Origin of the sequence: Streptomyces sp. NBC_00335 (assembly GCF_036127095.1) — a bacterium.
GTDB lineage: Bacteria > Actinomycetota > Actinomycetes > Streptomycetales > Streptomycetaceae > Streptomyces.
Genome location: NZ_CP108006.1, coordinates 8,084,134 through 8,106,608, shown reverse-complemented (window position 1 = coordinate 8,106,608; position 22,475 = coordinate 8,084,134). Strand labels below are relative to the sequence as shown.

Genomic DNA, 22,475 nt, shown 5'->3' with positions numbered 1-22,475 from the left:
GGAGGACCCTCATGGCCCACGGCATCCTGAGCCAGATCCTGGACTATTCCAGCCGCGCGAACCCGTACCCGCTGTACGAGGAGCTGCGCAAGACCCCCGTCTTCCACGACGGGACCGGCCCCTACGTCATCAGCACCTACTACGACATCCAGAGCCTGCTGCACGATCCGCGGCTCAGCTCCGACGCCCGCAACCTGGCCGCCACGGCCGGGGACCCGCTGGCCGAGGGCGGGGAGGCGGAGGAGACGGCGCTGCCGCCGAGCTTCCTGAAGCTGGACCCGCCGGAGCACGACCGGCTGCGCCGGATGACCAACCGGCCCTTCGGGCCGCCGCACTCCCCGCACCGCGTGGACGGGATGCGGGGCGGGCTGAAGGACATCGTCAGCGGTCTCATCGACAACCTCGGGAACACGGAGGACATCGACCTGGTCGACCAGTTCGCGTACCCGTTCCCGGTGACGATGATCTGCCAGCTGCTCGGCGTACCGCGCGAGGACGAGCCCAAGTTCCACGTCTGGGCCGACACCCTCGCAGCCAGCCTGGACCCCGATCCGGACGCCGATCCCGCCGAGCGGCAGCGCAAGACCCACGACTCCCGCATGGAGCTGGGCATGTACCTGGCCGGGCTGATCGAGCAGCGCCGCAAGGATCCCGGCGAGGACATGCTCTCCCAACTGGCCGTGGGACACGGCCCGGACGAGTCCATGTCCACGATGGAGCTGCTGAGCACGGCGGCGCTGCTGCTGATCGCCGGCCACGAGACCACGGTCAACCTGATCACCAACGGGATGCTGACCCTGCTGCGCAACCCCGACGTGCTGGCGAACCTGCGACAGGAGCCCGGCCTCGCCGTGCCGCTGGTGGAGGAGCTGCTGCGGTTCGAGCCGCCGGTTCAACTGCTGCCGCAGCGGACCCCGTTGGTGGACATCGAGGTCGGCGGGGTCACCATCCCCAAGGGCTCCTCGATGTGGCTGATCCTGGCCTCCGGCAACCGGGACCCGAACCGCTTCGAGAACCCGGACCGCTTCGACCCGTACCGCAAGGACATCCAGCACCTGGGCCTGGGCAGCGGCATCCACAGCTGCTTCGGCGCCCCGCTGGCCCGGCTGGAGGCCCAGCTGGCGCTGACCGAGCTGGCCCGGCGGCTGGAGAACCCCCGGCTGCTGGAGGATCCTCCGCCCTACCGGCAGAACGCGGTGCTGCGCGGGCCCCGGCACCTGCGGATCGCCTGCGACGGGATCCGCGCCTGAGCGGGCACTGAGCCGGGGCCCGATCGCCGCTACCAGCCGAAGCGGCGGTCGACCTCGCGCTCGAACTCCTCGAAGGTCAGTACGTCGTCGCCGTCCGCGTTGGCCCGGTCGAAGAGGGCCGAGGAGGTGTCCACGTCGCCCACGGCCCAGAAGGGCAGATCGCCGTGGGCGGCGAGGGTCGGGCCCTTGCTGCGCAGGGCCGTGATCACCTCGACCCTGGTCAGGACCCCGTCGCTGTTCAGGTCGAGCGCATCGAACAGCTTGCGGGCCTTCTCACTCATGACGTGGTCCTCTCGACGGGCGGCTCGGTACCGGGAACACGGCTGGGCGGGCCCCCGGAGCGGTCAGCCTATGACCCGCCTCCCCGCCACCCGCCGCCGGTGTCCCCCACGCCCCGGGAGGGGGCGCGGGGCCATGCGGCGTCGTCCCGGTCCGCCCGCTAGCGGACGCCGTCCGCCAGGACGTCGACCGGCGCCTCGCGCTGGTGCGGGACAGGCGGGACCGGCGAGACCGCGACGAGCGGCACGGAGGAACGGACGTCCTCCTGCTGGAGCGCGACCGTCCGCGTGGGGGCGGGGATCGAAATGCCCTCGGCCCGGAACCGGCTGTGCAGCCGCTTGATGAACTCGTGCTTGATCCGGTACTGGTCACTGAACTCGCCGACGCCGAGGATCACCGTGAAGTTGATCCTGGAGTCCGCGAAGGTGTGGAAGCGTACGGCTCCCTCGTGGTCGGGGACCGCGCCGTTGATGTCCGCCATCACCCCGTCGACCACGTCGAGGGTCACCCGCTCGACGTGCTCCAGGTCGCTCTCGTAGCCCACTCCCACCTGGACCATGATGGACAACTGCTGCTCGGGCTGGGTGAAGTTGGTCATGTTCGTGCGCGCGAGCCGCCCGTTGGGGATGATCACCAGGTTGTTCGACAGGTTGCGGACCACCGTGTTGCGCCAGTTGATGTCGACGACGTACCCCTCCTCACCGCTCGTCAGCCGGATGTAGTCACCGGGCTGCACCGTCTTCGAGGCGAGGATGTGCACGCCCGCGAAGAGGTTGGCGAGGGTGTCCTGCAGCGCCAGGGCGACCGCCAGACCGCCCACGCCGAGGGCGGTGAGCAGGGGTGCGATGGACACGCCCACGGATTCGAGGGCGACGAGCACACCCATCGCGAGCACCAGGACGCGCGTGATGTTGACGAATATGGTGGCCGATCCGGCCACTCCCGTCCGCGCCTGGGCCACGGACTGGACGAGGCCGGCGACCACACGGGCCACGCCGACCGTGGCCACGAGGATCAGCAGCGCGGTCAGCGAGTGGTTCACCCACCCGGAGACCCGGCTGCTGAGCGGCAGCGTCGAGGCGGCCACGGCGGCGCCCGCGATGACGGCCGCCGCCGGAGCCAGGGTGCGCAGCCCGTCGACCATGATGTCGTCGCCGCTCCACCGGGTCCTGAGGGCGTGCTTGGCCAGCCACCGTACGAGGGCGCGCAGCAGCAGCCCGGCGAGCCCGCCCGCGGCCAGCGCGATTCCGGCGATCAGCCAGTCGTGCAGGACGAGGTCCCGGCTCAACGGACGTCCTCCGCCGCTCGGCGCACCGGGGAGGCGAGGGCCGGCCCTGCGGGCCGCGGGATGAGGGGTGTGGTCACCTTGTCACCTGTCAGTTCGTCGTGCGTGGGGCCGCGTTCGCGCATGCGTGCGCATACGGAACGAGGTGCCATCCTGCACCATGATCAACACGGCGGCGCAGGTGGGCTCCCGGCCCGGACCGGTGATCGGTGTGGTCAGGCGTCCCCGTCCGGTTGCCCGCCTTCGCCGCGGGCTCCGGGTGCCTCGGTCGCCGCAGGGTCCAGGAGCCGGTTGAGGAACTCCCTGGTGCGCTCCTGGCGGGGATCCCCCACCACCTGGGCCGCCGGTCCGTGCTCGACGACGACTCCGCCGTCCATGAACACGACCCGGTCCGCGACCTCGCGGGCGAAGCTCATCTCGTGGGTGACGACCATCATCGTCATGCCCTCGCCCGCCAGGACCCGCATCACCGCCAGTACCTCGCCGACGAGTTCGGGGTCCAGCGCCGAGGTCGGCTCGTCGAAGAGCATCACTTCCGGGCCCATCGACAGGGCCCTTGCGATCGCCACCCGCTGCTGCTGACCGCCGGACAACTGGGCCGGGTACGCATCGGACTTGTCGGTGAGACCGACGCGGCCGAGATTCTTCAGGGCCACGGCCCGGGCCTCGGCCTTGCCCCTGCCCAGGACGCGGCGCTGGGGCAGAGCGAGGTTTTCGAGCACGCTGACGTGCGGGAAGAGGTTGAACTGCTGGAAGACCATCCCGATGCGGCGGCGTACGGCGTCGATGTCGACGTCCAGGTCGGTGACCTCCGTGCCGCCGACGAAGACCCGGCCCTCGCTGGGCTCTTCGAGCAGGTTCACACAGCGCAGGAGCGTCGATTTGCCCGAGCCGGAGGGCCCGATGACGCACACCACCTCGCCGCGGGCGATGTCGAGGTCGATGCCGCGCAGGACGTGGTTGGCGCCGAAGGACTTGTGCAGTCCGCGGATCTCGATCTCCGGGCGGTCCGTGGCCGTCGTGTCCACCGCTGGGGTCTCCTGTGGCATGTCTTCCTCACACGGCCTTGTCCGCGCGGGCCTCCAGGCGGCGCACCACGAAGCTCAGCGGCACGGTCACCAGGAGGTAGCACAGGCCCGCGACCAGGATCGGGGTGGAGTTGGCGGTCTGGCTGGCGAGGTCCCGCCCGAACTTCGTCAGTTCGCGCTCCTGCAGCGTCACGCCGAGGAACAGCACGAGCGAGGAGTCCTTGAACAGCAGGACGAGCTCGTTGGTGAGGGGCGGGATGACGATGCGGAAGGCCTGCGGGATGACGACCGAGACCATGGCGCGGGCGTGCGAGAAGCCCAGCGAGCGGGCGGCTTCCATCTGCCCCTTGGGTACCGCCTGGATGCCGGCCCGAATCGTTTCCGCCATGTAGGCGGCGGCCACCAGTCCCAGACCGATGGCGACCTTGCCGTACGTGCCGCCGGGGATCTCCGTACCGGGGAACGCCAGGGGCACCGCCACGCCCACGAAGATGAAGATCAGCAGGGCCGGGAGCCCCCGGAACAGCTCGATGTAGACGCTCGCGACCCACCGGTACGGGGCCACGGAGGACAACCGCATCATGGCGATGACCAGGCCGAGGACGAGGCCGAGGAGGAACCCGGAGGTCGTGTAGATCACGGTGTTGCGCAGGGCCGTGGTGATGATGTCCGGGAAGAGCCGCAGCGCCAGGTCCTTCTGGGCGAACTGGTTCTGCAGCCTCCCCCAGTCCGCGGAGACGGCGATCAGCACCAGCACCGCGACGAAGAGCGCGTACTGCAGCCCCTGCGAGACCCGGCGGCGCTGGCGCCGGGTCAGCCGGGAGGTCACGGGGTGGTCGTGGGCAGCGGGCCGATCCACTGCTCGTAGAGCTTCTTGTAGGTGCCGTCGGCCTTGGCGTCGGTGATCGCCTTGTCGATCGCGGCCACCAGGGCGGTGTTGCCCTTCTTCACCGAGAAGCCGTACTGCTCGCCGGTCTCGATGTTCTGTCCGACGGTGAACTCGGCGGCGTTCTTGGTGTCCTTGAGCCAGCCCTGGACCACGGGGTAGTCGATGACGACCGCGTCCACCTGGCCGGTGCGCAGTCCGTTGAGGACCGCGTCCGAGCTCTCGAAGGCGACGGGGTCGAACCCCTGGGCCTTGGCGTAGCTCTCGCCGGTGGTCCCGGCCTGCGCGCCCAGCTTCTTCGACTTCGCCTTGAGGTCGGCCAGCGTGGTCACGCCGCTCTTCTTGGTGGCGAGCAGGGCCTGCGTGGCGTCGAAGTAGGGGACGGAGAAGTCGACGTTCTTCTTGCGTTCGTCGGTGATCGTCATCCCGGCGGCCGCGAGGTCGCACTCGCCTGAGTTCAGGAAGGCGCCGGTCTTGAAGTTCTCGAAGGGGGTGTCGAGGATCTTCTGCTCGACCTTGAGCCGGCTCGCCACCAGGTCGACCAGGGCCACGTCGAAACCGACGACCTTGCCGTCCTGCTCGAACTGGAACGGCGGATAGGGCAGGTGGGTGCAGGTGGTCAGCTTGCCCTTCTCCACGACGGGCACTCCGCCCGCCGCCTCGCCCGGGCCGTCGCCGCCCGAGGAGCATCCCGCGACGAGGAGCGCGCCCGCCGCCGCGGCCGCGGCGGCGACGCGGATTCGGAGGCTGCTGGGGCGCGTGCGGTTTCCTCTGGCCGTCCGGAACACGGTTGACCTCCACGAGTGCGGGGCGAGCGGCGATCACGGGACGGGACCGTCCGCCGAGATCGTAAGCCACGGGTGGCGCCCGTCGAGGGATCTTCGGCGATGCTTTCCGGGGACGCCGCGGCGTACCGCGCCGATCCGGCCAAGATCACTCGGACGCCCGGTGGTGACGGTCCGCCGGCCCCGCCGTTCCCTCGCGCGGACCGGGGGCCGGGGCGGGTTCGCACGACCCCGCCCCGGCGTCGCTCCCCCGCCGCCGGCGCGGTCAGCGCCGTCAGCGCCGTCAGGGGGTGAGTTCGCGGCGGCGCCGGCTGATGGAGTCGGGGTCCCAGCCCGGACGGGGTACGGAGGCCAGCAGCAGCCGGGTGTAGGGGTGCTCGGGGTCGGTGAGGAGCTCGCCCACGGGGCGGTGTTCCATCGTGCGGCCGCGGTACATGACGAGCGCCTCGTCGCAGACGTAGCGGACGACGGCCAGGTCGTGGCTGACGAAGACCAGGCCGATCCCGGTGTCGCGCCGGATGTCGGAGAGCAGGTTGAGCACCTGCGCCTGCACGGAGACGTCCAGGGCGGACACCGCTTCGTCGAGCACCAGGACGGCGGGTTCGACGGCCAGCGCCCGTGCGATCGCGGCGCGCTGGCGCTGCCCGCCGGAGAGCCGGCGGGGCAGGGCGGCGGCCTCGCGGTCGCCGAGGCCGACTTTGGCCAGCAATTCCCGTACCCGTGCTGCCCGGGCCGCACGGTCGGACATGCCGTGCAGTCTGAGCACGCCGTCGACGGTCGCGCCGATGCTGATCCGCGCGTCCAGGGAGAGGTAGGGGTCCTGGAAGACGATCTGCACCGCCTTGGCGCGGGCCAGCCGGGCCGGCCTCCCCCGTACGGAGGCCGCCAGCGGCCGGCCCTGGACCAGGATCTCGCCCGCGTCGGGGCGTTCCAGGCCGATCAGCATCCGGGCCGTGGTGGTCTTGCCGGAACCGGATTCCCCCACGATGCCGAGCGCGCCGCCGGCCCGTACGGAGAACGACAGGTCGTCGACGGCGACGACCTCCGTCCCGCCGGTCCGGTAGGTCTTGCGCAGTCCGCTCACCCGGAGGAGCTCGGGGGGAAGTTCCGGAGGAGGTCCCGGAGGAAGTCCCGGGGCGGGGTCTTTGCTCGGACGGTTGCTCAACTGTCCTCCTTCGGGCCGATTTCGGCGGTGCGGTGGCAGGCGACCTCGGCCGGGCCGTGCCGCACGAGCTCCGGCGCGGACCGGTCGCAGCGGCCCGGCTCGGCGAACCGGCAGCGGGATGCGAAGGCGCAGCCGGGCGCCGACTCCAGCAGGCCCATCGGGGCGCCGGGGATGGGGGTGAGGCGGGCCAGGGGGCCTTCGAGGGGCGGGGAGGATCCGAGCAGGCCCGCGGTGTAGGGGTGCCGTGGGGAGGCGAAGAGTTCCGCCACGGGCGCCGTTTCGACGATCCGGCCCGCGTACATGACGTAGATCCGGTCGCTGACCGAGGCTGCCAGCTCGATGTCGTGGGTGATGAGGAGGAGTCCGAGGCCGCGTTCGCGCTGGAGGCGGCCCAGGACGGCCAGGATCTCGGCCTGGGTGCTGACGTCGAGCGCGGTGGTCGGCTCGTCGCAGAGCAGGAGCCGGGGTTCGGCGGTGAGGGCCGCGGCGATCACGACGCGCTGGAGCATGCCGCCGGAGAGCTCGTGCGGGAACTGGTTCAGGTGGCGTACGGGGTCGGGCAGGCCGACCGCGTCGAGCAGTTCGGCGGCCCTGACGTTCGCCCGGGCCTTGGTCCAGCCGTGCACCAGGCGCAGCGGTTCGGTGAGGAAGTCCCCGACCCGGCGCACCGGGTTGATGGCGGCCCGGGGGTCCTGGTAGATCATCGCCGCCTTGTCGGTGCGGACCTCGCGCAGGCTCGCGGGGGTGGCGCCGACCAGGTCGGTGCCGTCCACGCGGACCCGGCCGCCGATCTCGGCGCCCTGCGGGAACAGGCCGAGGGCGGCGCGGGCGGTGACGGACTTGCCGGAGCCGGATTCGCCGACCAGGGCGACGACCTCGCCGGCCGCGACGGTGAGGCTGACGCCGTCGAGGAGGGGGCGGGCCATCGCGGGAAGGGTGATGCGCAGGGCTTCGTAGTCGAGCAGTGTCATCGGGAGTCCCTCCCCGCGAGCCGGTCGCCGAGGTCTTCCCCGACGACGTTGAAGGCGACCACGACCAGGACGACCGCCACGGCCGGCGCGATCGCGGAGAGCGGCTGGCCCTGCAGGACGGCCGCCTGCCCCTGGTTGATCATGGCTCCCCAGTCGGGGGTGGGCGGCTGTACGCCGAGGCCGAGGAAGGAGAGGGCGGCGAGGTCGAGCAGGGCGTAGCCGAAGTTCACCGTCGACTGCGCGAGCAGCGTCGGGGAGATGTTGGGCAGCAGCCTGCGGACGGTGACGTACAGGGGCGAGTGGCCCTGCACCTGGTAGGCGGCGATGTAGGGCCGGGACTTCTCCCGGACGGCCAGGCCCCGTACGAGGCGTGCGGTGTACGGCATGTAGGCGATGGCCATGGCGATGACCGGGGCCGTCATCCCCTTGCCGAACAGGGCCACCGCGAGGATCGCGAGGAGCAGCGCGGGGAAGGCGAACAGGACGTCGAGGACCCGGCCGACGGCGGTGTCGATCCAGCCTCCGCGCCAGGCGGTGAACAGGCCGACGGCGACGCCGAGGATCGTGGAGAACAGGACGACGGCGAGCGGTCCGGCCAGGCTGGTCCGGGCGGCGACGACGAGCGCCGAGAGGGTGTCGTGTCCGCCCTGGTCGGTGCCCAGCCAGTGCTGGGCGCTCGGCCCCAGGAGGGTGTCGCCGAGCTGTCCGAAGGTGGGGTCGTACGGGGCGATCCAGGGGCCGAGGATCGCGAGGAGCACGAACAGGACGAGGAGCGCCAGGCAGGTCCGCTGCAGCCGGCTGCCGCCGAGGCGGCGCAGCCGGGCGAGCGGAGCGCGGGGGGTGCGCGGGGTGCGGGGGGTGCGCGGGGTGCGGGTCGTGACGCCCGTTTCGGGAAGGGTGCTCATCGGGCGCTCCCCGCCGCGGCCGTGCGCGGATCGATCAGCGGGTGGACCAGGTCCACCAGGGCGTTGACGATGACGAAGGCGGCCACGACCAGCAGCACGATGGCCTGGACGACCTGGAAGTCGAGCTGGTCGACGGACTGCACCAGCAGGGAGCCGACGCCGGACATTCCGAAGGCGGTTTCCACGATCGCGGTGCTGACCAGCATGCCGGAGACCAGGAGCGCGGAGACGGTGACGATCGGTCCGAGCGCGTTGCGCAGGACGTGCCGCCGGATGACGGTGCGCCGTGGCGCGCCGCGGCTCAGCGCGACCTCCACGTGGTCGCGGCTCAGCTCGTCGAGCATGGCCGAACGGGTCACGCGGGTCACCAGGGCGGTGAAGGTGACGGACAGGGCCGCCGCCGGGAGGATCACGTGGTGCAGCCGGTCCATGAGGCCTTCGCCGTTGCCGATGGTGGGGAACCAGCCCAGCTGCACCCCGAACACCGACCGCAGGAGCAGGGCGGCGACGAAGGCGGGTGCGGCCGCGCCCACCGTGACGAGCAGCATCAGGGAGCGGTCGGTGCGCGAACCCCGGCGCAGCGCGCCGATGATGCCGGAGCCGATGCCGACCACGGCGATCATCAGGCCGGATACGGAGATCAGCAGCATGGAGGAGGGCAGCCGCGACCAGATGACCGCGGAGACGTCCTGGTGGAAGAGGTACGAGCGGCCGAAGTCGCCGTGCAGCACCCCTTCGAGCCAGTTCCAGTAGCGAACCAGGAAGGGCTCGTCGAAGCCGTACTGGCTGCGGAGCGCGGCCAGGTCCTCCGGGCTGGGGCTGCGTCCCTTGATGAGGAAGCTCGCCGGGTCGCCGGGGGCCAGGAAGAGGGAGGAGAAGACGAGGAAGGAAGTGACGAGCAGGGTCGCCGCCATGCCGGCGAGCTTGCGCAGCACCCGGACGGCGCGGGCCGTCGCGGCCGTCGCCGCGGCCGTCATCCCCTGGCTCCGATCTCGGCCGCCCACGGGTGGTAGAGGTAGGCGATGGAGGGCTGGACGCCGGTGATCTTCTTGCCCATGAAGACGCTGACGGGGAGGGTGTAGAGGGGCAGCCAGGGCAGTTCGCGCGAGGCGATCTTCTGCGCCTCGGCGTTGGCGGCCGCGTGCTCCGCCGGGTCGTGGGCCCCGACGGCCTTCTCGACGGCGGCGTCGAAGGCAGGGTCGGACCAGTTGCCGTAGTTGCTGAAGGCTCCGGTCTCCAGCGAGGCGAACATGTCCAGCGGGTCGGTGATGGACGTGTACCAGAAGGTGAGGAAGAGGTCGATGCCCTCGCGGGCCGCGGGGTCGGTGAAGAGGGTCGTGTACTTCTCCGCGGACAGGGAGTCGATCCGCGGCTTCAGTCCGATGGCGGTGGCGGCCTGGGCGATGGCCTGGGTGATGATCGTGGTCTGCGAGTCCAGCGGGCTGGTCGCGATCACGATCTCCTGACCGTTCACGCCGGCCTCGGCGGCGAGCGCCTTGGCCTTGGCCGGGTCGTACGGGTACTTCGGCAGGTCCTTCACGAGGGCTTCGCGGGTCGCGGGGGGCGCGTCGGCCCACAGGTTGTCGGTGACGAGCGAGTCGGAGACCTCGCCGACCCCGGCGGCGCCGGCCTTGACGATGCCCTTGCGGTCGGTGGCCATGAGGAGGGCCTGGCGGACCTTCGGGTTGCCGAGGGGGCCCTTGAGGTTGGCGACGACCTCGTCGGCGACGGTGGTGTTGCGGCCGAAGTAGAGCTTTCCGGCCTGGGTGGAGCCGAGTTGGGCGTAGGCGTTCGGCGGGACCATCCAGCCGCCGTCGACCTCGCCGCTCTGGAAGGCGTTGACGCGGGTGGTGGCATCGGCGAGGAAGACGAACTTCACCTCGCCGGACTTGGCCTTGAGCTCCTGGTTCCAGTACCCGTCGAACCGCTTGAGGGTGAGGGACTGGCCGGAGGTCCAGGAGGCGAAGGAGAAGGGGCCGGTGCAGTTCACACCGGTCTGCGGATTGCCGTAGTCCTTGCCGGACTTGGCCAGGGTGGCGGCGGACTCCACGGTGCCCGGGCCGGCCGCCAGGTACTTGTTGAAGGTGGAGTCCGGCTTGGCCAGGGTGACGGTGACTTCCATCGGGCCGGTCTTGTCTATGGACTTGACGTTCTTGTACTGGTTCGCCCAGACGCTGCCGGTGGCGGGGTCGAGGTTGCGGCTCAGGGAGGCGACGACGTCGGCGGCGGTGAGCACCGTTCCGTCGTGGAAGTGAACGCCGGGGCGGATCTGGTACACCCAGGTGGTGGGCGTGGGGTTGGCGTACGAGGCCGCGAGGCCCGGGGAGGTCGTCAGGTCGGGGTTCCAGCGCAGCAGGCTCTCGCAGACGTTGGCGAGGATCTGGTTGGGCGGGAAGTCGAAGGAGTACGCGTAGTCGATGGTGGTCGGCTCCGCGTAGACGGACCAGGTGAAGGAGTCCACGTTCCCGGCGGCGGCGGGCGTCTTGTCCGTGATCTTGTACGCGGCGGCCCGGTCCGCGTCCTTGTCGGGCGCGGCACCGCCGCAGGCGCTCGTGACGAGCACGGCGGCCGCGGCGAAGGCGGCCGCGGCGCTGTTGCGGATGCGGCGGATGCGGCGGCCGGGGTACTGCGGGGATCCCGATCGGGTTGATGGCATCGTCTGACTCCCTGAGGGATGAGCTCGGTGGGGTGGGTGACGCTCGGCCGGTGGCGGCCCGGCCGGTGGGGATTCGGACGGTCGCGACTCAGTCGGTCGCGGCGAAGACCAGTTCGCCGTCGATGTACGTGCGCAGCACGCGGGTGTCGGCGATCTCCATCGGGGGGTGCGCGAAGGGGTCCCGGTCGAGGACGACGAGGTCCGCGTACTTGCCCTCCTCGACGGTGCCGGTGACCTCGTCGAGGTGGTTCACCCATGCGCTGCCGGCGGTGTAGGCGGTGAGCGCCTGGGAGAGGGTCAGGGCCTGCTCGGGGAAGAACGGCGGCGCCGGTTCGAAGGTCCCGGTCGCGCCCGGGGCCTCGTCGGGTACGGAGCGGTTGACCGCGACGTGGATGCCCCAGAGCGGGTTGGGGCTGCTGACCGACCAGTCGCTGCCGGCGACCAGGCGGGCTCCGGCGCGCTGGAGGTCGCCGAACGGGTACTGGAGGCGGGCCCGTTCCGGTCCGAGGAAGGGGATCGTCAGCTCGTCCATCTGCGGTTCGTGGGCGGCCCACAGCGCCTGGATGTTGGCGGCCGCGTCCAGGCTCGCGAAGCGGGCGATGTCGTCCGGGTGGACGAGCTGGAGGTGGGCGAGGTGGTGGCGGTTGTCGTTGGTCCCGTTGGCCTCGCGGGCCTCGGCGAGGGCGTCGAGCACCTCGCGCACGGCCCGGTCGCCGAGGGCGTGGAAGTGGATCTGGAAGCCCGCGCGGTCGAGCAGGGACACGGCCGCGGTGAGCACCTTCGGATCGATGAAGCTGAGCCCGGAGTTGTTGGTGGCGCAGCCGCAGCCGTCGAGGTAGGGCTCCAGCATGCCGGCGGTGAAGTTCTCGGCGATGCCGTCCTGCATCATCTTCACGCTGGTGGCGTTGAAGCGGCCGACCTGTCCGGTGCGGCGGCGCTCCTCCAGGTCGGGTATCTGTTCCAGGCCGCGTTCGCGGTCCCACCACAGGGCGCCGACGACGCGGGCGCGCAGGGAGCCCTCGCGGGCGGCGCGCAGGTAGACGCCGTAGTTGTCGGGGTTGCCGGGGAAGGCGCCGATCATGGCGTCCTGCCAGCTGGTGACGCCGAGGGAGAAGAGGTGCTCCTGTGCGGCGAGCAGGCCGGCGAGCGCCTCGTCCGGGGTCGCGAGGGGCACGTGGTGTGCCACCAGCTCCACGGCGCCCTCCTGGAGGGTGCCGGCCGGGCTTCCGTCCTCCTCCCGCTCGATCCGGCCGTCGGCCGGGTCGGGGGTGGTGCGGTCGACGCCGGCGATCTCGAACGCCCGGGTGTTGACCCAGGCCCCGTGGCCGTCCCGGTTGGTGAGCAGGACGGGCCGGTCGGGGACCACCGCGTCGAGCATGGCGCGGGTCGGCGTGCCCCCGGGGAAGACGTCCATCGACCAGCCGCCGCCGCGGATCCAGGCCGCGTCGGGGTGGGCCGCGGCGAACTCCGCGACCACCGCGAGGTAGCCGTCGATGGTGCGCTCCTCGCTGAGGTCGCAGCCGAGCATCTGGACTCCGGCCACCGCGGGGTGCACGTGGGCGTCCTGGAATCCGGGGACGAGCAGTCCTCCCGCGAGGTCGACGACCTCGGTGTCGGCGTCCGCGAGCGAGCGGACGGTGGCCGCGTCGGCCACGGCGATGATCCGGCCGCCTCCGACGGCGACGGCGGCGTCGATCGGGGTGGGTGAGGTGCCGGTGAAGACGCGTCCCCCTACGAAGACGATGTCGGCACGCTGCCTGGTGTTGCCCATCGACGCATCCTTCGGCTCGGCGGGTGAGCCCCGCACGGCTGGTTCGTTGAGGAGGAGTGAACGGGAGCGCAACAATGTTGTCAACGGTGTTGCGCTCGCTCTGTTCCACATCGTTACACTGGCCCCACCATGCCGAAGTCATCCGACACACCCGCCCGGTCCAAGCGCGCGGGCAGCCAGCTCACACCCGACGCGATCATCGAAGCGAGCCTGCGCATCGCGGCTCGCGGCAGCGAGGACGCCTTCACCGTGCGACGTCTCGGCGGGGAACTCGGCGCCGACCCGACCGCGATCTACCGGCACTTCCGCGACAAGGACGAGCTGTTGCTGTCCGTCGCCGACCGCATGCTCCGCGAGGTGCTCGACAGCATCCCCGAAGGGCTCGACTGGAAGGACCGGCTGCGGGCACTCGCCGAGGGTTCCCTCGAAGTCGCGCTCAGGTACCCGGTGGTCGGCTCGACCATGGCCAGCCGGACCACCCGCAGGCCCAACGAGTTCCGTGTCGTGGAACTGATCCTCGGCGCGGTGACGGAGGCCGGCCTCGAAGGGGCGGAGGCGGCCGTCCACTACCGGATGGTCGGCGACTCCCTCCTGGCCTACGTCGGCCAGCGCGCCGCCTACCTGCTGTTCGACGCGGACGTCCGGGCCGCCGACGAGTCCTCCTGGCACCGCGAGTACCGCCTGGTCGACCCCACGGGCTTCCCCCACATCACCCGGCTCGGCGCCCAGCTGGCCGAGGTCACGGAAGAGCAGATCTTCGAGGCCCGGGTGGAAGCCCTGATCAACGCGATCGAGACCCGGGTCGAGGTGCTCCGGGGAGGAAAGGCCCTCTGAGGGGGAGCCGGTCCCGCGCCGGGCGGCTCAGCCGAAGCGGACCCGGGCTTCGGCGGTGGGCTCAGCCGAAGCGGACGCGGGCTTCGGCCGTGGGCTCAGCCGAAGCAGACGCGGGCTTCGGCGGCCGGCTCGGCCGAAGCGGACCGGGCTTCGGCCGGCCGCTCCGGCGTCACGCACGAGCGGATGCCGGCGGTCCCCCGGAGCACCGGGGCCATCGGCGTCGCCACGTACTTGCCGACGTCCAGGTCGCCCGCCCGCACCTCCTGGGGCTCGGCGACACCCGGCACGAGCAACTCGACGCGGTCCCCGGGCCGCAGGCCCGACGCCCGCACCCACACGGCCTCGCACAACGCCCCGTACCGCAGCTCCAGTTGACGACCTCCGGGTCCCGTGTCGGTACGCAGATCGGTGACCATGCCCGCGCCCCCGCATCCCATGCGGACCGGGTCCTTGCCGGCGCAGCCCGCCCCCGCGCAGCCGGGGTTGCGGATCATCAACTCCGCCGACCCGGTGTCGTCGGCGGGCCGCGGTCCGGATCCCCGGGACAGCAGCAGACCCGCGGTCAGTACGAGGAGGACGCCGCCCAGGACGGAGCCCGTCAGGACCAGCCGCCGACGCCCTCCCGGCACGGAAGCACCCTCGGGGGCGGGGGCGGGCCCGGTGAAGGTGGGCCCGGTGAAGGCGGGTCCGGCAGGGGCGGGGGCGGATCCGGCAGCACGGGGGGCGGAGGCGGATCCGGCGGCACCGAGTGCGGAGGCGGGCACGAGGACGGCCCGCGGGGACGCGGGGACGGCCCGGCCGCTCCAGACGGTGTCCGCCAGCTCCCAGAGTGCCAGCAGCCTGCCCGGGTGCTGGCGGGCCACGGCGCACAGCACCTCGACCGCCTGCCGGGGCGGCTGCTGCTTGCCGTTGAGGTAGCGCTCCCAGGAGGACTTGCTGTACGGCGTGCGCCGGCCGAGGTCCACGAGGCTCAGCCCCGTCCGCAGGCGCAGCCGGCTGAGTTCGGCGGCGAGGTGCCCGCACTCCGCGGGCAGGGTCACTTGCGCAGCTCCGCCCAGGTCTTCGGCCCGACGATGCCGTCCGTGACCAGGCCGCGCGCGGCCTGGAACCGGATCGCGGCCTCCTTGGTGTCCTGGCCGTACAGTCCGTCGGTGGTCTTCGGGTCGAAGCCGTGCTGGCGCAGCAGGCACTGGACCTCGACGACGTCGAAGCCCGTGCTGTTGGTGTCGAGCAGGATCTGGCGGCTGGTGCTGTGCCCGGCCCGCCGCTCGCCGTCCTTGCGTTCGGTGCCGCACTCGTACGCCACTCCGCGGCGGTAGCCGGACGTACCGGCGTCCTCACCGCGCGGCGCCTCGTCGGCCCATGCGCCGCCGGTCAGCAGTCCCGCGCCGAAGGCCACGACCACGGCTGCCGCGATCCCGGCGAGGAAGGTGCGCAGCCGGACGATGCGCGGGGCCGGTACGGCTACGGGCTCCGGCCCCGGCGTCACACCGCCCGCCGGGGCGTTCGTCGTACCGCCCGTCGCCTCGGCGGCTACCTCGACCGGTGCGGCCGGAGCCAGCCGGCGCGCTTGTACGGCGACCTCGTGCAGGACCACCAGACGCGTCTCGTCCGCCCCGCAGAGCCGGGCCAGTTCCTCCACGGCCGCGCGGGGCACGGGCTGCTTCCCGTTGAGGTACCGCTCCCACGAGGAGCGGCTGTAGCCGGTCTTCGCCGCGAGGGCGGCCAGACTCAGCCCGCTGCGGTCCTTCAGTCGCCGCAACTCGGCGACGAGCCGGCCCTCCCGGCTGTCGAGCCCGGCGGGCAGTTCCTTCCAACGCGCCACTCTGGCTTCCCCCTCGATTCAGCGCACAGCATCGGGCCACCGCGCGGGGGCTGACCAGTGGCTCGCGGGCATTGGCGGAATCTTTCCCCTCCTCCCGGCATCCCACGAAAGCGTCCCGGCTCTGGACGTCCCAGCAGGTCAGAGCGTGGGACGTCCCGCGCTGACCCTGGTCTCCGGGCTCCCTGGACACCGCCGATGTTGGCGCAGGAGAGTCGCTGCCAGCACCGGGCCGAATACCCGGTCCTCGACAACGGAGGAAAGCAGAATGAACCTTCGCAAGCCGATCATCGTGACCTTGGCCGCGACCGTCCTCGGCAGCGGACTCGCCGTCGGTGGCACCGCCAACGCCGCCGGTCCGGCGTCCGCGACGCTCTCGGGGCAGAGCGCCGCCGCCGCCTGCAACTACTACACGTCCGGCACCACGCTCACCAAGACGGGGCAGACCGGCGACGCGGCGGTCAAGCGCATCAAGCAGGTGCAGTGCCTGATCAACTACAACACGAGCTACCCGACCTGGCTGGAGGAGGACGGCAAGTTCGGTCAGGCCACCTACAACGCCGTGAAGGCGGTCCAGCAGAAGGCCGGGATCCAGGTCGACGGCGAGGTCGGCCCCAACACCTGGAGCAAGCTGCGCGCCGGCGTCTGGTGGTAGACCGCACCTGACGTGCGCCTCCGTACCCCGGTCCGTTCGCCGAACGGTCTTCGCACCCGTTCGGCGAACGCGGCCGGTTCCCCGAGGTCACCTCCGGGAGGTCAGCCGCTCCCACAGGAAGGTGTGGACCAGCGCCTCGTTGTAGGCGGTCTGCCCGTGGTCGGTGGCGCCCGCATGGCCGCCGCCGAGGTGCTCGTGGAAGAGGACGGGGTGACCCGCCTCCCGCAGCCGGGCGGCCATCTTGCGGGCGTGCCCGGGGTGGACGCGGTCGTCGCGGGTCGAGGTCAGCAGGAGCAGCGGGGGGTACGGGGGTCCCTCCGTTCGGACCTGGTGGTACGGGGAGATCTCCTCCAGGTGGGGCCGGTCGGCCGGGTCGTCGGGGTCCCCGTACTCGGCGATCCAGCTCGCTCCGGCGAGCAGCTTGTGGAAGCGGAGCATGTCCAGCAGCGGCACGTGGGCGACGACCGCGCCGAACAGTGCGGGGTCGCGGGTGAGCATCGCGCCCATGAGCAGTCCGCCGTTGCTGCCGCCTTCGATGCCGAGCTGGGCGGGGGTGGTGACGTCCCGGGCGATGAGGTCCCGGGCCACGGCGGCGAAGTCCTCGTAGGCCCGGACCCGGTTCGCTCCGAGCGCGGCCTTGTGCCACTGGGGCCCGTACTCGTGGCCGCCCCGGATGCCCGCCACCACGTAGGTGCCGCCGCGCGCGAGCCAGGTGCGGCCGGTGACGGCGCTGTAGCCCGGGACCATCGAGACCTCGAAGCCTCCGTAGCCGTAGAGCAGGGTGGGGCCGGGGCCCGTGCGGTCCTCGGGGCCGACGACGAAGTACGGCACCTTCGTGCCGTCCGCGGAGCTCGCGAAGTACTGCCGGACCGCCAGGCCGGCAGTGTCGAAGAGCGCCGGGCCCTGCTTCAGGGTCTCGTCGGCGCCGGCCGGCGCCGTACCCCGGTAGAGGGTGGACGGCTGGAGGTAGCCCGAGACGTTCAGGAAGAACTCGTCGCTCACGTCCGGGTCGGTGCCGGTGACGGAGGCCGTGGACAACGGGGGTACGCCGGCCAGCGGGGCGCGGCTCCAGCCGTCGGGGCCCGGCCCGGGGGTCAGGATCTCCAGCCGGGAGGAGACGTCGGCGCTGGTGGTGAGGATCAGGTGGTGGCGGGTCCAGCTCCAGCCCGCGAGGGCGGTGTGCTCGTCGGGGGTGAAGAGCACCGCCGCTTCCCGGTCCCCCGTCCGGAAGGCCTCGAAGTCGAAGGCGAGCAGGCTGCCCGCGACGTGGCCGAGCCACGGCGACTTGGGCGCGACGATCAGCCACTCGCGGTGGACGGAGGCACTGGCGTCGTCCGGGACGTCGATCTTCTCGGGCCCGGCCGGATCCGGGGTTCCGGCCCCGGATCCGTCCCCAGCCCCTCCCCCGTGCCCGGGGAGGAGGAGCAGCTCCTGCTTCCAGAAGTCGATCTGCCGGTGGACGAAGTCCCGTTCGAAACCGGGCGTGTCGTCGTGCCAGCCGGAGGCGGACAGGTCCGTCGGCCGGCCCTCGTAGACCAGTTCCGCCTCCGCGAGGGGGGTGCCGCGGCGCCACCGGCGGACCTGGAGGGGGTAGCCGGACGCGGACATCGAGCCGGGGCCGAAGTCCGTGCCGATCCAGACCAGGTCCCGGTCGATCCAGCCGATCCGGGTCTTGGCCTCGGCGACCTCGAAGCCGCCCGGGACGAACTCCCGGTCCACCAGGTCGAACTCGCGCACCACGCAGGCGTCCGCCCCGTCCCGCGACAGCATCACCAGGGCGTGGCGGTGATCGGGGGCCAGGACGGCGCTGCCCGCCCAGGCCCACTTCTCCCCCTCGGCCTCGGCGAGCGCGTCCAGGTCCAGGACCGGCTCCCAGTCGGGCCGGTCCTTGCGGTACTCCTCCAGGGTGGTGCGCCGCCACAGACCGCGGACGTGGTCGGCGTCCTGCCGGAAGTTGTAGAGGTGCCGTCCCCGCCGGCGCGCGTACGGGATCCTGCCGTCGTCGTCGAGGACCTCGCGGACCTCCGACTCCAGCACCTTGAACCCGGGGTCCGAGGCCAGCGCGGACACCGCTTCTTCGTTGCGTTCGCGCACCCAGGACAGGGCGGCCTCGCCGGTGACGTCTTCCAGCCAGAGGTAGGGGTCTTCATCGCTCATCCGCCGATTGTGCAGGATCGGACGACGGGCCCCGGCCTGTCGTCGACCGAAAACCGGTTGCCCGGGAACGGGCGGGCGCGGACGATGGCCCGTCGTGAGCAGATCCCGTTTCGCCTCCGTACTGCCCGACCTCGGCCCGCTGCGGTCCAGCCCCGATTTCCGGGTGCTGTTCTACCAGGGCACGGTCACCTACTTCGGCTCGTTCATGGCGATGATCGCGCTGCCGCTGCAGATCAAGCACATGACGGACTCGCCGCTCGCGGTCGGTGCGATGGGCGCGGTGGAACTGCTCCCGCTGGTGGTCTTCGGTCTCTACGGGGGCGCCCTCGCCGACGCCGTGGACCGGCGGCGGATGATCCTGCTGACCGAGGCCGGACTCGGGGTGCTCGCCCTGGTCCTGCTGGTGAACGCGGCCCTGCCGAGTCCCATGCTGTGGCCGCTGTACGTGGTCGCGGCGTGCGTATCGGCACTGACCGGCCTGCAGCGGCCGGCCATGGACTCGCTGATGGCGCGGATCGTGCCGCACGACCAGCTCACCGCCGCCGCCGCGCTGAACGGGCTGCGCTACCAGTTCGGCGCCATCGCGGGTCCCGCGGCGGCCGGTCTGGTCGTGGCGTACGCCGGGCACGTTTCCGCGTACGCGATCACCGTCGCGGGGTTCCTCGTATCGGTGCTGCTGTGCCTGCGGCTGCGTCCGGCTCCGCCCGCGCGGGACGCCGAGCGGCCCTCGCTGCGGGGGATCGCCGAGGGGGCCCGGTACGCGTGGAGCCGGCCCGTGCTGCTCGGCACGTACGCCGTGGACATGGCGGCGATGCTCTTCGCCTTCCCGAACGCCATCTTCCCCTTCCTCGCCGACGAGCTCGACGCCGTGTGGGCGCTCGGTCTGATGTACGCGGCGGGCGCGGTCGGCTCGCTGGCGCTGGGCCTGACCAGCGGCTGGGCCTCGCGGGTACGCCGGCACGGGCTGCTGGTGGTGTGCGGGGCGGGGGTCTGGGGGCTGGCCATCGCGGCCGCCGGCTGGTCCGCGAACATCTGGCTCGTGCTGCTGTGCCTCGCCGTGGCCGGCGCGGGCGACATGCTCAGCGGGCTGGGGCGCGCCACCATCTGGAACCAGACGATCCCCGAGGAGCTGCGGGGCCGGCTGGCGGGCATCGAGGTGCTCTCCTACACCGTCGGCCCGCAGCTCGGCCAGGTCCGCGCGGGCGCGATGGCCGGCTGGACCGGCACCCGCTCGGCCTTCTGGAGCGGCGGGCTCGCCTGCGTGGCCTCGGTGGCGGTGCTGGCCGCCCTGCTGCCGAAGCTGATCTCCTACGACGCGGACACCGACGAGGACTCCCTGCGGCAGCGGGCCGCGAAGGAGGCGCAGCCGAGCGGAGCACCCGCCTGAGCCGGCGCCGTCACGCCTCGGGGGACTCCTCCCCCGCGGCGTGGCCCCGGCCCGCGAAGGCGGACGGGGCCAGGGCCGTGGCGGTCAGGGCCAGCAGCAGTCCGCCGGCCGCCGCGGCCAGCGCCGGACCCGGCCCCCACAGGGTCCAGGCGGCCCCGAAGAGCAGGGAGCCGGCGAACCGCGCCAGGGCCTGCGCCGTCTGGAGCACCGCGAGCCCCGTGGTGCGCAGCCCGGGGGGCAGCAACGGACCGGCGGCGGCCATCAGGACGCCGTCGGTGGCCGCGTAGAACAGGCCGAGCAGGCCGAGGACCGCGCACACGAGCGCGGGACCCGGCGGTACCGGGGCCAGGAGCAGCAGGCAGGCGCCGAGCAGCAGCAGGTGGCCGCCGAGGAAGACCCGGTGGCGGCCCAGCCGGTCGGCGAGCCGTCCCACGGGCACCGCGGCCAGCAGGAACACGGCCGCGGTGCCCACCGCCAGCAGCGGGAACCAGGCGGCCGGCAGGTCCAGGCGCCGCTGGAGCAGCAGGTAGAGGAAGGCGTCCCCGACGGTGAACACGCCGAGCACGGCGGCCGTCAGACAGAGCCGCCGCAGACCGGGGATCCGCAGGAGGGTGCGGGCCGCGGGCGTGCCGGCCGCCGGTGCGGGCGCGGGGCTCTCCCGTACGAACAGGACCAGCACCAGGACGCCCAGCAGGGCGAGGCAGCAGCTCACGGTGAAGACGGCCTCGTACCCGTCCACCGCCACCCACAGCACGCCGAACGCGGCCAGCGGTCCCAGCAGGGCCCCGGCCGTGTCCAGCGCGCGGTGCACGCCGAAGGCGCGGCCCTGCTCCCCCGGCGGGCAGGACAGTGAGATCAGCGCATCGCGCGGGGCGGTGCGCAGCCCCTTGCCGGTCCGGTCGGCGGCCAGGACCGCCGCCACCGACCAGGGGGTGGTGACCGCGAGCAGGGCCGCCTTGCAGACGGCGGAGATCGCGTAGCCGGTGCCGGCGACGAGCTTGCGGCGCTGCGTACGGTCGGAAACCCGTCCGCCCACGAGGCGCAGCAGCGCGGTGGCGCCCTGGTTGAGTCCGTCCAGGGCGCCGAAGGCGAGCGGGGACATCCCGAGTCCGGCCACCAGGTACAGCGGCAGGACGGCGGTGACCATCTCCGCGGAGACATCCGTGACCAGGCTGACCATGCCGAGCGCGAGCACCGTGCCGGGGACGGCCCGCAGCGGGCCCTTCGGAGCCGGAGGGTCTGCGGCGATGTCCGCCGCACGGCTGGTCGACAGGTACACGGGTGCCTCCTTCACGTTCACGACCAGATGAGTCGGAACCAGGTGAGTCAGAACCAGGTGAGGGTGAGGGGGAAGGTGGTGGTGGCGGTGGTTGGGGTGGTGTCGGTGGCGGTGATGGTGATCTGGATGGTTCCGGTGGCCCAGGGTTTGCCGGTGATGCGGCCGGTGGTGGTGTCGAGGGTCAGGCCCCAGGGGAGTCCGGTGGCGGTGTAGCGGACGGGGGCTTTGCCGCCCGTGGTGGTGAGCTGGATGGTGCAGTTCTGGTTGAACTTGCAGCTCTGCGGGCCGGGGTTGGTCAGCTTCAGCTCGGCTGAAGTCGGGGTCGGGGTCGGGGTGGGTGTGGGTGTCGGGGTGGGGGTCGTGGTCGAGGTGGGCGTCGGAGTCGGGGTCGGGGTCGTCGAGGCGAACACCTCGCTGATCGGCTGGACGTTGGCCGCGTTCCCGGCGTGCGTGGCCGTGCCGAACAGGTCCTCGAAGGTGCGCAGCAGGTGGTGGTGGTTGAAGGCCGTGGAGTACGTGCCCGTCTTGACGTTCGCCCCGTAGAAGACGGTGGCGATCTGGTTGGAGCCGAGGTAGTTGTCCTCGTCCCAGGTCAGCACCAGCAGGCTGTTGTTGGCCTTCGCCCACTGCGCGTAGGCGTCGATGTTGTTCTTCGTCCAGGTGTCACCCGTGCCGACCGAGCAGGAGTGCATGTCGTTGCACTGGTTGGGGACGACGAACGACAGGTTCGGCAGCGCCGCGAAGTTGTTCTGCGGGAACTGCGCCCAGGTCTTGCCGGTGTTCAGCGGCACGTTCTTGAAGGCGAACCACGGGTTGTGCTTCTGGGCGTACTGGCCGTTGGTGCAGGCCGTGGAACCCTCGCTCGGCAGGTCCTCGTTGTACGTCGCGAAGGTCTTGCCGGCCGCGATCAGTTCCTGGCCGAGGTTGGGCGCCGTCATCGACTGCGGGGTGTAGCAGCCGTCCCCGGTGATGCCCTGGGTGGCGCCGGAGAAGAGGTTGAAGTAGTTCGGCTGGCTGGGGTGGGTCAGCGCCTTCATTCCGGTCAGGCTCGCGCCGCCGCTCGCCAGCTGGTTGATGTAGGGGGCGTTGGCGCTGCCCATGATCTCGCCGTACTGCTTGTTCTCGTACACGACGACGACCACGTGGTCGTACGCGGGCAGTGCGGCCGCGGCCGAAGACGACGCGGAACCACTTTCGGCCGCTTGGGAGTTGGCGATGGTGAAGGCGCCCAGCAGGCCGAGGGCGCCGATGCCGGCGATCAGGGCGGACCAGCGGACCCGGTGTCTCGCGCGAGCGGTCGCGGGCGCGTTTGCGCTCGCGCTCGCGCCCGGTGTGGTCGGGGGACGGAGTGGCATGGGTG

20 protein-coding genes are annotated in these 22,475 nt (G+C 72.0%); 4 read left to right on the top strand and 16 right to left on the bottom strand.

Annotated elements, in window-relative coordinates; genetic code table 11:
• Nucleotides 1-11 precede the first annotated feature (11 nt).
• On the top strand, nucleotides 12-1,250 hold the full coding sequence (locus tag OHA37_RS36615) for a cytochrome P450 (protein WP_266912005.1): 1,239 nt from the start codon (nucleotides 12-14) through the stop codon (nucleotides 1,248-1,250).
• A gap of 29 nt (nucleotides 1,251-1,279) precedes the next feature.
• On the opposite strand, the gene OHA37_RS36610 is transcribed toward OHA37_RS36615, so the two are convergent.
• The 11 genes from OHA37_RS36610 to OHA37_RS36560 form a co-directional block, all read right to left on the bottom strand.
• Complete coding sequence (locus OHA37_RS36610; protein ID WP_250740005.1) at nucleotides 1,280-1,531, bottom strand: EF-hand domain-containing protein; 252 nt, start codon at nucleotides 1,529-1,531, stop codon at nucleotides 1,280-1,282.
• A gap of 158 nt (nucleotides 1,532-1,689) precedes the next feature.
• The gene (locus OHA37_RS36605; protein WP_266912001.1) at nucleotides 1,690-2,817 is read right to left on the bottom strand and encodes a mechanosensitive ion channel family protein; all 1,128 of its coding nucleotides are present in this window, start codon (nucleotides 2,815-2,817) and stop codon (nucleotides 1,690-1,692) included.
• 212 nt (nucleotides 2,818-3,029) lie between these two features.
• On the bottom strand, nucleotides 3,030-3,863 hold the full coding sequence (locus OHA37_RS36600; RefSeq protein ID WP_443046265.1) for an amino acid ABC transporter ATP-binding protein: 834 nt from the start codon (nucleotides 3,861-3,863) through the stop codon (nucleotides 3,030-3,032).
• A 7-nt stretch (nucleotides 3,864-3,870) separates the two neighbouring features.
• Entirely contained in the window at nucleotides 3,871-4,671 is an 801-nt protein-coding gene (locus OHA37_RS36595) for an amino acid ABC transporter permease (RefSeq protein WP_266911997.1), read from the bottom strand.
• A complete protein-coding gene (locus OHA37_RS36590) occupies nucleotides 4,668-5,516 on the bottom strand; it encodes an ABC transporter substrate-binding protein (protein WP_443046264.1) in 849 nt (282 codons plus the stop codon). The genes OHA37_RS36595 and OHA37_RS36590 overlap by 4 nt, the downstream gene beginning before the upstream one ends.
• 280 nt (nucleotides 5,517-5,796) lie before the next feature.
• Nucleotides 5,797-6,597, bottom strand: coding sequence for an ABC transporter ATP-binding protein (locus tag OHA37_RS36585; RefSeq protein ID WP_266911995.1), 801 nt, complete (start codon nucleotides 6,595-6,597; stop codon nucleotides 5,797-5,799).
• 77 nt (nucleotides 6,598-6,674) lie between these two features.
• A complete protein-coding gene (locus OHA37_RS36580) occupies nucleotides 6,675-7,649 on the bottom strand; it encodes an ABC transporter ATP-binding protein (protein ID WP_266911993.1) in 975 nt (324 codons plus the stop codon).
• The gene (locus OHA37_RS36575) at nucleotides 7,646-8,554 is read right to left on the bottom strand and encodes an ABC transporter permease (protein WP_266911991.1); all 909 of its coding nucleotides are present in this window, start codon (nucleotides 8,552-8,554) and stop codon (nucleotides 7,646-7,648) included. Before OHA37_RS36575 ends, OHA37_RS36580 begins: the two co-directional genes overlap by 4 nt.
• On the bottom strand, nucleotides 8,551-9,531 hold the full coding sequence (locus OHA37_RS36570; RefSeq protein WP_266911989.1) for an ABC transporter permease: 981 nt from the start codon (nucleotides 9,529-9,531) through the stop codon (nucleotides 8,551-8,553). Before OHA37_RS36570 ends, OHA37_RS36575 begins: the two co-directional genes overlap by 4 nt.
• Complete coding sequence (locus OHA37_RS36565) at nucleotides 9,528-11,210, bottom strand: ABC transporter substrate-binding protein (protein ID WP_266911987.1); 1,683 nt, start codon at nucleotides 11,208-11,210, stop codon at nucleotides 9,528-9,530. The genes OHA37_RS36570 and OHA37_RS36565 overlap by 4 nt, the downstream gene beginning before the upstream one ends.
• An 88-nt stretch (nucleotides 11,211-11,298) precedes the next feature.
• Entirely contained in the window at nucleotides 11,299-12,981 is a 1,683-nt protein-coding gene (locus tag OHA37_RS36560) for an amidohydrolase (RefSeq protein WP_266911985.1), read from the bottom strand.
• A 129-nt stretch (nucleotides 12,982-13,110) separates the two neighbouring features.
• Here OHA37_RS36560 and OHA37_RS36555 point away from each other — a divergent pair, with 129 nt between their 5' ends.
• The gene (locus OHA37_RS36555; protein WP_266911983.1) at nucleotides 13,111-13,815 is read left to right on the top strand and encodes a TetR/AcrR family transcriptional regulator; all 705 of its coding nucleotides are present in this window, start codon (nucleotides 13,111-13,113) and stop codon (nucleotides 13,813-13,815) included.
• A gap of 95 nt (nucleotides 13,816-13,910) precedes the next feature.
• On the opposite strand, the gene OHA37_RS36550 is transcribed toward OHA37_RS36555, so the two are convergent.
• Together OHA37_RS36550 and OHA37_RS36545 are read right to left on the bottom strand one after the other, a co-directional pair.
• A complete protein-coding gene (locus tag OHA37_RS36550) occupies nucleotides 13,911-14,855 on the bottom strand; it encodes a helix-turn-helix domain-containing protein (protein WP_266911981.1) in 945 nt (314 codons plus the stop codon).
• Nucleotides 14,852-15,640, bottom strand: a complete 789-nt coding sequence (locus OHA37_RS36545) for a helix-turn-helix domain-containing protein (protein WP_266911979.1) — start codon at nucleotides 15,638-15,640, stop codon at nucleotides 14,852-14,854. Before OHA37_RS36545 ends, OHA37_RS36550 begins: the two co-directional genes overlap by 4 nt.
• Nucleotides 15,641-15,905: 265 nt before the next feature.
• On the opposite strand from OHA37_RS36545, the gene OHA37_RS36540 reads away from it, so the two are divergent.
• The gene (locus OHA37_RS36540) at nucleotides 15,906-16,292 is read left to right on the top strand and encodes a peptidoglycan-binding domain-containing protein (RefSeq protein WP_266911977.1); all 387 of its coding nucleotides are present in this window, start codon (nucleotides 15,906-15,908) and stop codon (nucleotides 16,290-16,292) included.
• A gap of 87 nt (nucleotides 16,293-16,379) precedes the next feature.
• On the opposite strand, the gene OHA37_RS36535 is transcribed toward OHA37_RS36540, so the two are convergent.
• Complete coding sequence (locus OHA37_RS36535) at nucleotides 16,380-18,449, bottom strand: prolyl oligopeptidase family serine peptidase (RefSeq protein ID WP_266911975.1); 2,070 nt, start codon at nucleotides 18,447-18,449, stop codon at nucleotides 16,380-16,382.
• Nucleotides 18,450-18,543: 94 nt separating this feature from the next.
• On the opposite strand from OHA37_RS36535, the gene OHA37_RS36530 reads away from it, so the two are divergent.
• Nucleotides 18,544-19,836, top strand: coding sequence for an MFS transporter (locus OHA37_RS36530; RefSeq protein WP_266911973.1), 1,293 nt, complete (start codon nucleotides 18,544-18,546; stop codon nucleotides 19,834-19,836).
• Nucleotides 19,837-19,846: 10 nt separating this feature from the next.
• On the opposite strand, the gene OHA37_RS36525 is transcribed toward OHA37_RS36530, so the two are convergent.
• Complete coding sequence (locus OHA37_RS36525) at nucleotides 19,847-21,115, bottom strand: MFS transporter (protein ID WP_266911971.1); 1,269 nt, start codon at nucleotides 21,113-21,115, stop codon at nucleotides 19,847-19,849.
• A gap of 47 nt (nucleotides 21,116-21,162) precedes the next feature.
• Nucleotides 21,163-22,470, bottom strand: a complete 1,308-nt coding sequence (locus tag OHA37_RS36520) for an alkaline phosphatase family protein (RefSeq protein WP_323182397.1) — start codon at nucleotides 22,468-22,470, stop codon at nucleotides 21,163-21,165.
• Between the last annotated feature and the right edge of the window lie 5 nt (nucleotides 22,471-22,475).